Here is a 13137-nt window from a genome sequence, read left to right on the forward strand (position 1 = left end):
AATATGTCTGCAATAATGCCATTTGTATATGATGGTTTTGAAGTACGTGTAGTATTGATTGATGATGAGCTTTGGTTTGTTGGTAAGGATGTTGCAGGAGTATTGGGGTATGTTAAACCAGAAAATGCTATAGCAACTCATGTAGACCAAGAAGATAAAACCACTACCCCAAAACAAGGTGGTGGTTTTTACTCACTGATTAATGAGTCAGGACTGTATGCATTAGTATTTGGTAGTCGGCTTGAATCGGCTAAGAAGTTTAAGAAGTGGGTAACATCTGAGGTACTACCTACCATTCGTAAGACTGGTAGCTACGGGAAACCAAAGGACTTACTAGTTCAACTACAAGAAGCATCAAAAAACGAGATTATTGTCAAATTCCTTGAAGCTGGAATTGTAATTAAAAATTTACAGGAGGAGGTTGAACAAAAAACACAAGAGGTTAAACAAAAAGAACAGAAGATTGAGGAGCAGGCACCTAAGGTATTCTTAGCCGATCAATACATATCTACAGACGGGTTGACGACGTTCACTAATTTCTGCAAGGACTTGAACTTACCGGTCAACAAGTTCTGTCAGTACTTACGTGATTACAAGTACTACTACAAGAAGTCGGCTAGGAGAGGTGAACCACCAGCCGTAGGCATAAATTATGTGCGCTGTAAGCCTCTACAAGCCCTCTTAAATCATCAGGCATAGGAATATATCATTTACTAAAACATAGCGCTAGAAGCCAACTATAGGTAATGATTGTAGTATGTCAGTTTATAGTGTGTGAGACATCCATGTCAGCAATTAGTAAGAAATCGCGTGAGTTCGTAGACAAACTAAATGGTTGGGAGTTGGCGTACGGTAAGGGTGAGCTTGAATCACTTGTAATTAAGCTCGTACATAAGAAGCGCAGGTTTTTTCAAATTCCAATTGCACAGATTTATAAACATATTGATGCATACTTCTGGATAGACCACCTAAGCGAGAAGGCATGGGCAACTGATGAGGATTTAGAGGAGCTAGCTGAATTTTTTGATTTCTACTTAGCCACCTCTCGAAATGCCAAGCTATACGGAGAAAAAAGGTAATGCCAACAATCTATAAGTTTTCAGATGGTCGTCGTCGTACAGGTGGTCAACCGTGGACAGATTGCGAAGGGATATTATTTAATGCATTACTTCATGAACACTATCGTTTTGGCTGTAATGTAGCTGTATCAGGTAAAATCGTTGATTTTAGGTTCTATGGCACTCCTCTACTTATTGAACTTCATGGCTCCATCCATAAGAATCCAGACAAACAAAAGCTAGATGAAGCTAAACGTATATATTTAGAGTCTAAGGGGTACACAATCCTATATTTAACCAATAAACAGGTATTAACAGACCTGGATGAGTGTCTCAATACTATTCGTGAAGCATACTTACCGTTTGTCCCACACGTCAAACTAAGTAGACGCGATTGTGTCTGAAGCGAACCCAATTAAGATATACAAGATAAAACCTGAACCACAGGAGTTCTTACCAATGCCTAGTACTGTCCGCTACGATAAGGTGACTAGTAAACGACTGTACCACCCATGGACAGAGTGTGAATCAATATTATCTAAAGCACTTATTAATGCTGACATCAACTTTACTTGTCACGTACCTATAGATGGCGAGATAGCTGATTTCGTATTTACAGGTAGTGACCTTATAGTTGAGGTAGACGGCAGTTACTATCACAGTCAACATAAGAAACTGCTGGATGAGCAAAAGCACGCCTATCTAGAGAGCAAAGGTTTTACCGTCATACATTTTACAAATAGGGCTGTACGCGAGTCTACACGTGGTGTAGTTGCAGCTATAAGAAGACACTTAAGTCTGTCCTAAGTATTTGTTACTATTTAAATATAAAGTTGCATACGTATGTTAGCTTGCTACGCTTAGTACTTAAAACTAGTAGTGTTCTAGTGTCAATATTTTTCTTGTGTAGTACATATAGAAAGCGTAAGGCGTACCCCCCGGTAGGCGTACATGAATAACTGAGGTGTTCATAAGATTCAGCGTACTTATGAGAGCAGGTGTACGTCTAGAACTATTGATGTATAAGGGTTTCTCAATAAGCTTATCATCTATGCTCATCCGACAGTCGGGTATCTACCGTATAAGGTATATATTAACAGCTTATTACGCATACGATAACAGCTTATGCTTACATACTAATAGTTGGTACTACTAAGTTATTACTACTAAATTGTTAGCAGTATGTCCATCTTAAGTAAGATGATACTAAAAAATATGATAACCATTCTCATTCGTATGTCACGAATATGCTCAAATATGTGTAAATAATAAGGTTAAGGATAGGTAGAGGACTCCACCAACAACAGGAGAGAGTAGGGATAATAGTACTAATAACTTAATATAAATAGTATTATGAGAGACCATTCCACAGGTGGAAGTAGAGAGTACACAGGCGTATCAGCCATATGCTCTGATGAGCTAGATAATGACATGGCGGGGGCTTATATCACTTCTGATAGCAATGAAGAAGTATTACAGAATAATACTAATAGAGTAAAACGTAAGCAATATATAGTGAATCCTCAGCCACACGATACGCATCCAGATGTAGCAGGTAGGTTTGTAGAAGGTAAAGGTGTAGTGCGTACTGAAAGTAATGAAGAGTTACTATTACGTATGCGAGAGAGATATCATGAACACCCATTACCAGCAGTTATGCCAAACCTCATGGTAGGTAGTCGAGATGCTCGTATACCTGAAGAAGTGCTTCATCGTTATCAGAAAGAAGTAGGAAAGAATAATACTAACCCATATAAAAACATACCGACTACACAAAAGATTAGGGTAGACGGGGTAGTGATGTGTGCATTAGAAGCATCACAGATATGGGAGGAAAAGCAGGCTACTCGTAAGATGACCAACACGTTGTTAGCAGGACATTATGAAGCAAAGCGAATACAGCAAGAGAATTTAGTTGAAGCTAATCGCACTGTAAGCACGTTAAATACAGCGTTAGTTAATCAATACGCAAATCTAACCGAGGAACAACTACAAGCTGTCGTAGCTGCACAGGAGAACGCAATCATAAAATTACTTATGCCTAAGCTGACTGAGTTAGTAAACGAAATTATAAGGGGGAAAGTGTAATGGGATTTCATAATTACTTTGCGGATGAAAAACCAGAAGCTGAACCTACTGTAATCAGTGCTTTTGAGATACCATCACGTGTGTCTGAGATATTCAATACCTTATGGGAGGATGACCACCATAAGAAACTTATTGAGGGACTGAAAGCTACAGATAAGCCAAGCTTTCAAAAGCAGAACGCCATAAATAGGCAGATAGCTAAACGTAAGGCTGAAGTTGTAACAACTATATTCCAGGACTTCATAGGTGATATTGAGACACTAAATCCAGCTATACCTGAATTTAAACAGAAGAGTTGCTGGTATTCGTATACAACCACACATCCAATACACAAAAGTATAGTGGTTGATAATGAGCATAGGGATTTATACACCCAAGTGCATCGTGAGTATGCACAGAAGTTTATCCAACTTGGAGACAATATTATTAATGACACACCAGTAATGCGTTCAGGTGATGGTAGGCGTGCTGGACATAAGAAAGCTATCCAGGTTGAGCTACCAGTTTCGTTGGTAGAGAAGCTGGAACATACAGCAAACAGATATCAGCTAACAATCCATGATGTAGCAGCACAGGCTATAGAGCGGTACAGCGAAAAGCAAACCAGACTCAAAGACAAACCAGTCATAGTACCGAATATAGGGGTGTCTGTTGAGCAAGAAAAGTTTATTGAGGAGCTAGTTAAATGACACCACAAGAAGGTTGGATTACAGATAGTGATGGAGAGCGGGTGTATGTCCCATCATCAAACGTCTATGCAGGTAATTGGCGAAATGATGAAAGAGAAGACAACACAGATACTGATTACGTCTATGACAACACACCCACTGTGTACACCAGTAAGCCGCATGTCACAGTTGATGGAGCGTACTGGGATGAGCGGTCACAGACCCTTATGGCTGCTAACCCAAATGAATTAAGCGACTACCATCAGCGCTACATCCAGGGGCAAATGAAAGCGCAGGCTAGAGCGGCATTAGGGATTAACCCTAACCGTTATGATGGTACATTAGCTGATGATGTCCTGACCGGCGAAGTAGTTACACCTGCTGAACTAGGGTATGACCCTCTTAATGTCCACCGTCTCATTAATAAAGCCGGTGATGATGAGGGATTCCAGCAGTATGCACAGACGTTTAATCCAAATAACGCTGAATTACAACTTACACCTGAACACAACCAGATACTATCTCGCATCGAAAAACAATTCGGCTCTAAATTCCAAAACTCTAAAGACCCTGGTTTAGTTAATAGACAACAGTTACTTGCTTTCGCTAGCTACTATGGCATACTGCCTAAACAAGGTAGTATATCCCAACCACAAATGTACTACGACATTGATCAATCCAATATTCCAGAAGCCACACAATTGAAAGGAATATGGGGTGTCTCAGAACAAGATACTGACCACAGGATAAGAGTTGTAGACGAAATATTACAGATATCAAAAGAAGGTGAGAATTACGCCACTGTGGATGGTGTAGCGCTTATCTGGGATAGATTTAACAAAGGGTTCTACGATAAACAATTACAACAAATAGGCAGACAGGACTTAATACATAAACGGTATCGCCAGTAGTGGTGGGCAATTGTACAAATTTTAAAGGATAGTCATGAGTTCTAACAATTTTTCGATTAAATCAGACGAATATCAGATGATTCCGGTATTTGAGGATAACTTAATCTCTAACGCACGGCTGAACGTACCTTTGAAGACACAATACTATGCAGACAGTACGTCTAACTTGGGTAACGGTGGCGTGTTTAGTGGTACGGCGCGAGACACACTAGGTCGTTACACAAAGTTCAGAGCAATAGCTTTCAATGACCAAGCCAGTGCAGCTAGTGGGTTTGTAATCCAGCAAAGTGCAGACGGTAGCACTAATTGGAGGACAACCAAGACAGCATCTGTTAGTGCCTCAACTGTGGCTACGTTAGTGGAAGCAGACATAATTCTTAGGTACGTTCGTGTACAGCTAACCAATGGTGCAACACCAACAACATCTTTAGACATCAAATCTTCACTGGCATAATGAACTACCAAAAAATCGATAACAAATGGGCAATCTCTCAACCACCTCCACCGTACAGGGATTCTACCAATCCCTTAAACCTAAAATCCAGTTGGTTGATACGTTACAGAAGTGTACACGATGTGCATTCTGATGTAGCGGGTAGTATTGAAGAAATCGAAGTATAATCAAAACGTATATGGTAATGTGAAGTATTTCCTTTTTACGTACACATACGAGACCCCTGGTTACCTACCCAACTGGGGGTTTTAACTGTTGGACTTCTTTGATAGCTTCCTTCAGTTCTCTAGCAATCAAATCTTCACCACGACTTTGTGCTAGTGCTTGGATTCGCTCCAGATTTTTTACGGCAGCCAAAAAATTTTCGTTCTCGTGGTGAACTTGGGTTTTCACCACAACTTCTTTCGCTTTTTTGAGGCAGACCAAAAACTCGTACCATCCAGCATCGCTCAGGTTCAGATTGTGGCAAGCTTCTCTAATCGCCGCACGGGTTACTTTGGCATTCGCACCTATATTCATCTGTCGCCTACGACCACCTACACACTTCTTGGCGAGCCAGTACCCATTGGATTTTGTAAATGTGCATTCGCCACTTGATTCAATTGCTCTGAAGGACTTTTGACCGGCAAGCCACATAAACCAATCTGGACTATCAACGCTTATGTCTCCGACTTTCCCAAAAGCTACTTCCATATCAACCTCTCCTGATGAAGCGTACCGCAAAGTAGGTACACCGTGTGCTGAATGTATATTGTTGTATATGTTTTACATATGGATGCTGCATAGCAGTATACTAATGATATAAGAGTAGATTAAAGCAAATGAAGACCTTAGAAGGCATAGTAAGTTTCTCTACTGAGCAGCTAGAAGAGACAACAAGCAAGACAACGGTAGCAGGATTGATGCAAACCACGAGAGCAACAATTCAAAAATATGACAAGCTAGCAATGAAATATTTGAACGAGTACTGTGATGAATACCCAATAATAGATCACAAACATTTGACAGTACTGCCGCTAACAAAATACCAATGTTGGGTACTACAGAAGTTGTTAGTTGAATCGCTCAAGTACACATACAAAGGTGTTGAAGCGAAACTAATTGCAAGTGATGGGTATAAGGATAAATTCTCATTCAAAATGTTTTCCACTAAAGACACAAAAGTTTCATTTAGCTTTTAGATATTTCATTTTAATTTAGCCTCAACTGTAAACTACAGTGACTTGTTAAGACTAAAGAGTAAACTAAAGCAAGTGTATAAGGGCTAAAGCGAGACTAAAGTAAAACCTTAAAAGCATGAAAATAACGGATGGAATGTCAAGTTTTACGACGGATCAGCTTGAAATAATGACTCCAAAAGTCCAACTTGCACACAAGCTTCAAATTTCCGAAGTAACGATCCAAGTGTATGACAAGCTCGCATTCGGAAACATTATGGATTACAGAACGGCGTACCCAAAAATAGACAACATAAGAATTAGGTCTATGCCGCTAACAAAATACCAGTGCTGGGTGATCGCGAAGTTAATGGTTGAAACTATTAAGTTACGCCTTAAGGTTGTACGTCACTTACTCAAATCCAATAAGGACTATTTGAGTACTTTTACTTACACTGAATTCTGCAAAATTGAAAATAACAAGAGGATTGATTAGTGATGGACATCGAAGAATATTGTATTCAGAAAAATGTTCCTTTAGGTGCGATAGATGGGTACGTTAAAGCTAAAGGATGGACTGATGTTTTATCAGATGAACAAGTTACTGAGTTGGATAAGTATTTATTTCCTAGCTCATTGGCACTTCCAGGTGAGACACCAAAGATGAGTACCTACGAGAAAGGTCAAGCTATGGCTGAGACACTAAATATTAAATTTGTATCTTACGAACAACTCGATAGTGTACTGAAACAGATAGGATTTAGTTATCGAGACGTAATCGACCTCTACCAACGTGAAAAAAGGGATGATATCGTAGAGTACTTCAACCAAAAGGAACAAGAGACAGCCAACTTTCTTGGAACAGCTTTTGAAAGAGCAGAAAGAGAAGCTATCTATCGAATTATCGACAATCTCCAACCAGGGACAATCAACTACCTCAAGTCCCAAGGTCAAACCCCCTACGAGTACTTCAAAGTACCTGAACCTGTTCGATAACATTATTGAGAAGATAATAGTCTACGCATTCGTAGCTGTTTTCTTCCACCAAATGCTCTACTTTATGAACTTCGTGCCACGTCTACCGAGTGTCTCAATACCTTCAATCTCAGTCAAAAAATAAGTCCCTCTGGTTGGTGTGCTAGAGGGATTTCTTCTTATTCGCCGTTGCTGTGGCGTCTGGCTAATATTTTTTCGAGTGCTTCGTTTATTCGGCGTGCAATCAGCTTTTTTGAACTTGGCGATAACCTGGACATCACCTCTTCTTTTAGGTCTTCGGTGAACTGCCTGAGTTCATCATCTTCAAAACTCAGGCTGCCTGTTTTCCCTCAATTACGGCATCTAATGCCCTCCTTAAATAATCTTTTATATCGACTTCTGGGTGAGCATCCAACCATTCTCGTTGCTCTTTCGTCACCTTAAAACTCACCGGAACCTTAGCTAAACTGCCCTCTTTAGGTGCAAACCTGCCTTTTGCGTCTCTCATAATGATGTACTCCTGCCTCAGTTTACTTTAGTATACCACGGATAACTGGTTTATTGTTGTCACATTTCTTTATATATTCCTTAGTAAACCGAGGTATACTAGGGATATAAGGAAAGAGAGAGGTTCACAGATGGCACGTATAGAACGAATCAGAAACAAAATTCAGCTAGCCAAAGAAAATATCCAAGAATTCGAGTTCCACTTCAATCTAGTAGTCCAACAAGTTGCTGCACTACACGATGAACTTACGATTCTCGAAAATCAAATCGACGAAACAAACAACGTCCTTCGGCAATGGACAACCACAGACTGATTAAGGAGACACACAAATGTTGACCACACTAATAACCACAATAGTTCTAGGTTTTGTAGCACTAGTCGTGCTGGATTTCATAACTGGATTATGCGACCTATTCTTCTATGCCAAGACACACTACGAGCTTAAAGATTTCAACAGCAGTTGCGACGTACTTTCTGAAAACTCAAGCTGGTATGGACGCACCTGTTGGATGTCAGTTAACCAACAATTACAGGTTGCATAGGAGGTCTTATGAAACTTATAGGTTACGGGAGAGCATCGACTTTCGGGCAGCAGTTAACGAAAGAGGTGCAGGAAGAAAAAATTAAGGAGTACTGCCAGCTTTATGGACACGAACTTGTTGATTTCTGTTATGACCACGGTTTAACAGGTAAAAACATTAATAGACCTGCGCTCGATAAGGCGTTAACAGCTTTAGAAAATGATGAGGCTGAGGGTGTCATTATCTTTAAGCTGGATAGGCTAACACGTAATGTTAAAGATTTGTGTCACCTAATTCAAAACTACTTCGCAACGAAATATACTCTCATTTCAGTTAGCGATCTCCTGGATACGAAAACAGCTAATGGACGGCTCATAATTAACGTTCTAGGCTCGGTAGCCCAATGGGAGGTAGAATCCACCATTGAGCGTACTAAGTCTGCTCTAGCGGCTGCTAGACGTCAGGGAAAGCATCTCGGTAAAGTGCCTTATGGTTACAAGCTTACAGATGGGTTTCTTGAAGATTGCGACGAAGAAATAGAAATAGTGACTCTAATGCAGTCGTTACGGATTGAAGGTAAATCATATCAAGCTATAGCGGGATACCTTAATGCACAACAATTGATGAACAGAGGAGGGAAGACATGGAAAGCTAGTAGTATCCACGATATTCTGAACAGGAGCAAGCTGGCTTAATTAATGTAAACTTTTATAGCTAAATCGCTCTTAAGTCTACATTTACACCACACTTATATTTAGTAGGTATACGTTTATTCGTTAGTCAATCGGAGCGGCGGGATTTGAACCCACGACCTCCACTACCCCAAAGTGGCGCGCTACCAAGCTGCGCTACGCCCCGGACATAACAATTCATAAAATTTGAATTGTTTTAGTCAACCCAATGATTTTAACAAGAAGCCCTGGAATAATCAACTAGTCTACTGAAAAAACTTTCAGCATTCCCGCAGCTTGCAATAAACCCCCAACAGCAGCAGCGTTCCACTTGCCTTCTGCACAACGACCTGTGTTCAGAATAAAGCACAAACTGTAAGCGTGGGGATAACCTTCTACTTCCATCCACAACAAATCACTTTCGGCTTCACAAGCAATTTTTTCTTCATCCATTAATTCTGATTTTATCTGCTGCATTGTGTCTGCTAACTGCAACAGTAGCCGACAAAAATCATTTAACTCTGCTTGCGTTAATTCGATCGCCCAATCATCTGTACCCACTAAACCCTTAAACTCTGGCGCTGATGGATTCCAACCAATACGCCAACCAGATCCACTTTTGATGACACGTTCCATACATGAGTTAGTAGTTAGTAGTAGTGATTATTGTCTACTAACTAAGTATCTAAACAAAATTAGCTACACATTCTCTATACTGTTGCCTTAACCACTAACCTAATTTTGGCTGTAAGCATTAACTAATGCTTGCACTAAAGCATTTCGTTGCTTGCGGGTGAGACGACGAATAGCAGCGCGATCGCTTTGAAAGGGATTTTTCTTTAAAGTGTCATGACCTGGATAGGATGAATCGTACATGACTTCGTTGGCATTCAGGTAATCAGCCAAAGTCAATTTCCAATCTAGCCGATAATTTGGCGCACGTCCTTTGAGATAGACGTGATACTGAATCAGACGACTAACTAGGGTATTGTTTTCGGCGACTTTCCCTGTTTCTTTGCTGATGTACTGGTTTTCTTTTGGTAAATCAGGTAGTTGTTCATACACCTGCTGCCAAACATCACCTGATCTAACATTTTGAGCATAGGCAGGTGAAGTGGAAAGTAAATTAGCATAGATAGATTGGTTTTGATCTAAGCTTAAACAGAATATACCTAACACTAAAATCAACCCCACCCCCCTAAAATAGTGGGGAGTAAATAATGCTTGCCAAAGCTTAAGCATAGTACGCCACACCTTACTAAAAACTCATTTATCTATACTTCTCCGATAATTTCTGGTTGAGTCAGTTCGTCTGACATCTCAATAATTGCTCTTAACACTGGCTTCATCATCATATCATCGTTACTCTCGAAGTCTTCGTAACGCCGACGTTTAGCGCGATTTGCCACCTGAACCGTAATGCGGTAACGATTTGAAGCTGCACTAATCAAATCTTCCGCACGATGCATGATTTGGGTTGGGGTTGTCTCGAATTTAGAACGCTTTAGCATATTTACTGGTTCTTTGGGTCTTTCTTAGTTTAGCAGTATTGTCAGATATTAACGATAAACTAAGTCTGCGTTCCCCGACGGTAAGCACAGTTGGTTTGTGTAGCTGCGACTGATCGTCGCCAGGTATTTGTAAATTTTTGGGAATAATTTAGCAGAAACATTGCAGTACTAAATGTCAATATCGCAATCGTATATGATTTGTGAAAATCTCAGAGCTTAGATCCTCGACAACTCTTGCAAAGTCGGGGATCTTGTCTTTCACTAATGATTTAGGAATGCTATAAATTTGTTTTATTCGAGCAGTATTGGCTTTGATCTTGCCTTTTAAAATTAGTTCGTATCTATGACTACATTATTATTTAATAATTTTATTAGTCAACAGATAGATACATTCTTTTTCAAAAAACAATCATAATACTTGAGGTCTATGACCCTAACAAAGGCATTGTTGTTTCTACCGTTGTGATTTTGCGATCGCGACGGTATTTTTCAGTTTTTCAGGCAATTCTTGGTATTGAAATCAAATAAGTTATTTGTTCTCAGCTATCTCTGTTCGTAAAACTTGATTTAGTAGAATTTTTACGATTTGATTCAACTTTAATTATTTTGTGTGCATTGCTACACAATTATTTAATATTTTACTAACCAATTGGTAGATGTTTATTATCTGAAAAATTCAGATAATATTTGACGGATAGATAAACTTGTTTATCGAAACATCCCTTAACTTAGATTAGAAGGCATTATTCCTCAAATGTCGTGGTTTTATAACTACGACATTATTCTTATTAACGCGATTATGTACATTTTTTGAAAACTATTTTGTATCTGTAGCTACGCGATTAATTAATATTGTCACTAACGATCAATAGATGAGTGCGATCGCCTGCTGCTTTTTCTAGCTGACGACAGATATCAAGGTAATTTTATGAGGCAGAGTTTACAGCATTAGGTGTTTTTGATTAATTATTGCAATTATTGTAAAAAAAAAGCGATCGTAGTGAGTTCCGTATACGCGATCGCTTCAATCACTCCTAGATAGGAGTCATCAATAACAAAGATTATATGTATTTAATGCCATTAATGATTGCAGTGGCAGCCCCCTCATACCCCTAACCCCTCAATGAGGAAAAGATCATCACCAAAGAATTTTAGCAGTAGTAAAAACTTGAAATGAAAACCGAGCGCATAAGGGAGCAATTTCATGCTAGAAATAAGAAATTCCCTCCCATAAAAATATAGGAGGGAATAAGTTTGCAATGTTGAAGATGTGACAGGTCAAGCAACAAGTAACATCAGACCTAATCTCAATAAGCTTACTCAATCAGAGTAAGGAAGTTCTAAGGGTTTTATAGGCACTTGCAGGCAAGTTAATTGCTATAAAAATCCCCCCTGTTGGCATAGGAGAGAGGAATCTTGACCGAAAATAATTATGTATTTAATAAATTTAGTTGATAATCATAAGGAAATTATAAGAGTTTTATCTGAAAACAAAAAAGTCTAATACTGATAGCTTAGTTTTATCAAGTTGAGAAAACAGAGTTTTGTCGTAGCTGTATTGATTATGTGGACATGGAGTGAACACTTTTGCAAGCCAATAGAACGAACTATGTTTTACCTCAGCAGTTTTGTTCGCAAGCACCAATATTCACCCAACTACTAGAACCATCTTGCCAATGCTCCTTTTTCCAAATAGGAGCATTGTGTTTGAGAGTGTCGATCGCATAGCGACAAGCTTCAAAGGCCTCCGAGCGATGAGGACAACCCACTGCTACCAAAACACTAATTTCACCAATTTGCAAATGTCCAATGCGATGGTGGATAACTACACGATTTACATCAGTCCACTTTTGCCGAATCTCGGTAGCAATTTGATAGAAAACTCGCAAAGTCATTGGTTCATAAGCTTGGTATTCTAGGGCAATCACTGGTTTTCCATCAGTTTGATTGCGAACAGTACCACTCATCACCACTATTGCTCCATTTGCTGGATCGCTAGCTAATTGATAGACTTCCTCAACTAGCAATGGTGCAAAGGTAATGGCAAAGCTATCTTCAGATTTTGGTTTGATGGGAAAAGCAAATGTTGTTGTCATAGCAATAGGATTGGGGATTGGGGATTGGGGATTGGGACAAGGGAGCAGGTAGACATGGGGACACGCGGAGAATAACCAATGCCCAACGCCCTAACTACTGAACACTAAATTTTGATGCTGAAGATTTATTGATACGAGCTTATTTTCATCTAAAGTCCCATATTTGCGAGCATGTGTCAGCTTCGGACAAAATTCATCTATAAAAAAAATGCTTACATAATGCACAAATTTGCAACTTTTTAAGTATTATTACTCAATTTAGTTTATTATTTTGTCATCTTCCTTAAGGCATATTACTATAGGTTAAGTGACAAAGTTGGCTAATTATCCTTTATTTTAGATGACTAAACAGTAACTTGACCTATATATCAGCTAAAGTAATCACTTAGTATCAGCAAGCAAATTCCCGTTGGGTTATTTATCTATGGCGCTTGCAAAGACACTCATGACTGATCTCCCTCTTTCATTTCTTACCGCCCTACTTTAGTCATTTCAAAAACAGCATTTTGCAAGAAGGTA

Annotated in this window: 20 protein-coding genes and 1 tRNA gene; 14 read left to right on the top strand and 7 right to left on the bottom strand. The window is 39.4% G+C overall.

The genetic code is table 11. The features are described 5' to 3' along the window. The first annotated feature begins 3 nt into the window (after positions 1-3). From AC5JMK_RS17365 to AC5JMK_RS17405, 9 genes are all read left to right on the top strand, one after another. Complete coding sequence (locus tag AC5JMK_RS17365; RefSeq protein WP_495910663.1) at positions 4-699, top strand: BRO family protein; 696 nt, start codon at positions 4-6, stop codon at positions 697-699. 86 nt (positions 700-785) lie between these two features. Further along, positions 786-1079, top strand: coding sequence for a hypothetical protein (locus AC5JMK_RS17370; protein ID WP_495910664.1), 294 nt, complete (start codon positions 786-788; stop codon positions 1077-1079). Further along, the gene (locus AC5JMK_RS17375) at positions 1079-1462 is read left to right on the top strand and encodes an endonuclease domain-containing protein (protein WP_495910665.1); all 384 of its coding nucleotides are present in this window, start codon (positions 1079-1081) and stop codon (positions 1460-1462) included. The genes AC5JMK_RS17370 and AC5JMK_RS17375 overlap by 1 nt, the downstream gene beginning before the upstream one ends. Positions 1463-1517: 55 nt before the next feature. Then, the gene (locus tag AC5JMK_RS17380) at positions 1518-1865 is read left to right on the top strand and encodes an endonuclease domain-containing protein (RefSeq protein WP_495910666.1); all 348 of its coding nucleotides are present in this window, start codon (positions 1518-1520) and stop codon (positions 1863-1865) included. A 708-nt stretch (positions 1866-2573) separates the two neighbouring features. Further along, the gene (locus tag AC5JMK_RS17385; protein ID WP_495910667.1) at positions 2574-3146 is read left to right on the top strand and encodes a hypothetical protein; all 573 of its coding nucleotides are present in this window, start codon (positions 2574-2576) and stop codon (positions 3144-3146) included. Next, positions 3146-3835, top strand: coding sequence for a hypothetical protein (locus AC5JMK_RS17390; protein WP_495910668.1), 690 nt, complete (start codon positions 3146-3148; stop codon positions 3833-3835). The genes AC5JMK_RS17385 and AC5JMK_RS17390 overlap by 1 nt, the downstream gene beginning before the upstream one ends. Next, a complete protein-coding gene (locus AC5JMK_RS17395) occupies positions 3832-4725 on the top strand; it encodes a hypothetical protein (RefSeq protein ID WP_495910669.1) in 894 nt (297 codons plus the stop codon). The genes AC5JMK_RS17390 and AC5JMK_RS17395 overlap by 4 nt, the downstream gene beginning before the upstream one ends. Before the next feature lie 34 nt (positions 4726-4759). After that, positions 4760-5179 (top strand): hypothetical protein, encoded by a 420-nt coding sequence (locus AC5JMK_RS17400; RefSeq protein ID WP_495910670.1) that lies wholly within the window; start codon positions 4760-4762, stop codon positions 5177-5179. After that, the gene (locus AC5JMK_RS17405; RefSeq protein WP_495910671.1) at positions 5179-5346 is read left to right on the top strand and encodes a hypothetical protein; all 168 of its coding nucleotides are present in this window, start codon (positions 5179-5181) and stop codon (positions 5344-5346) included. The genes AC5JMK_RS17400 and AC5JMK_RS17405 overlap by 1 nt, the downstream gene beginning before the upstream one ends. A gap of 64 nt (positions 5347-5410) precedes the next feature. Here AC5JMK_RS17405 and AC5JMK_RS17410 read toward each other — a convergent pair whose 3' ends face one another. Continuing rightward, positions 5411-5872, bottom strand: coding sequence for a hypothetical protein (locus AC5JMK_RS17410; protein WP_495910672.1), 462 nt, complete (start codon positions 5870-5872; stop codon positions 5411-5413). A gap of 128 nt (positions 5873-6000) precedes the next feature. On the opposite strand from AC5JMK_RS17410, the gene AC5JMK_RS17415 reads away from it, so the two are divergent. Together AC5JMK_RS17415 and AC5JMK_RS17420 are read left to right on the top strand one after the other, a co-directional pair. Continuing rightward, positions 6001-6360, top strand: coding sequence for a hypothetical protein (locus tag AC5JMK_RS17415; RefSeq protein WP_495910673.1), 360 nt, complete (start codon positions 6001-6003; stop codon positions 6358-6360). Between the two features lie 471 nt (positions 6361-6831). Next, positions 6832-7332: a hypothetical protein gene (locus AC5JMK_RS17420; protein ID WP_495910674.1), complete on the top strand. Its 501-nt coding sequence runs from the start codon at positions 6832-6834 to the stop codon at positions 7330-7332. A gap of 310 nt (positions 7333-7642) precedes the next feature. Here the strand turns inward: AC5JMK_RS17420 and AC5JMK_RS17425 are convergent, their stop codons facing one another. After that, entirely contained in the window at positions 7643-7819 is a 177-nt protein-coding gene (locus AC5JMK_RS17425) for a hypothetical protein (protein WP_495910675.1), read from the bottom strand. Between the two features lie 130 nt (positions 7820-7949). Here AC5JMK_RS17425 and AC5JMK_RS17430 point away from each other — a divergent pair, with 130 nt between their 5' ends. From AC5JMK_RS17430 to AC5JMK_RS17440, 3 genes are read left to right on the top strand one after another with little or no spacing between them, the layout of a single operon-like run. After that, a complete protein-coding gene (locus tag AC5JMK_RS17430) occupies positions 7950-8132 on the top strand; it encodes a hypothetical protein (RefSeq protein ID WP_495910676.1) in 183 nt (60 codons plus the stop codon). A gap of 16 nt (positions 8133-8148) precedes the next feature. After that, the gene (locus tag AC5JMK_RS17435; RefSeq protein WP_495910677.1) at positions 8149-8361 is read left to right on the top strand and encodes a hypothetical protein; all 213 of its coding nucleotides are present in this window, start codon (positions 8149-8151) and stop codon (positions 8359-8361) included. Positions 8362-8369: 8 nt separating this feature from the next. Further along, positions 8370-9035: a recombinase family protein gene (locus AC5JMK_RS17440; RefSeq protein ID WP_495910678.1), complete on the top strand. Its 666-nt coding sequence runs from the start codon at positions 8370-8372 to the stop codon at positions 9033-9035. An 89-nt stretch (positions 9036-9124) separates the two neighbouring features. On the opposite strand, the gene AC5JMK_RS17445 is transcribed toward AC5JMK_RS17440, so the two are convergent. The 5 genes from AC5JMK_RS17445 to AC5JMK_RS17465 all read right to left on the bottom strand — a co-directional run bounded on the left by AC5JMK_RS17445 (position 9125) and on the right by AC5JMK_RS17465 (position 12618). After that, a tRNA-Pro gene (locus AC5JMK_RS17445) sits at positions 9125-9198 on the bottom strand. A gap of 74 nt (positions 9199-9272) precedes the next feature. After that, a complete protein-coding gene (locus AC5JMK_RS17450; RefSeq protein WP_495910679.1) occupies positions 9273-9647 on the bottom strand; it encodes a DUF1818 family protein in 375 nt (124 codons plus the stop codon). Positions 9648-9746: 99 nt separating this feature from the next. Next, positions 9747-10253, bottom strand: coding sequence for a hypothetical protein (locus AC5JMK_RS17455; protein WP_096678738.1), 507 nt, complete (start codon positions 10251-10253; stop codon positions 9747-9749). 32 nt (positions 10254-10285) lie between these two features. Next, positions 10286-10522, bottom strand: a complete 237-nt coding sequence (locus AC5JMK_RS17460; protein WP_016861589.1) for a DNA-directed RNA polymerase subunit omega — start codon at positions 10520-10522, stop codon at positions 10286-10288. A 1619-nt stretch (positions 10523-12141) separates the two neighbouring features. Next, a complete protein-coding gene (locus AC5JMK_RS17465) occupies positions 12142-12618 on the bottom strand; it encodes a molybdenum cofactor biosynthesis protein MoaE (protein WP_096674302.1) in 477 nt (158 codons plus the stop codon). Positions 12619-13137 lie beyond the last annotated feature (519 nt).

The sequence above is a fragment of the Pelatocladus sp. genome (genome assembly GCF_059505505.1).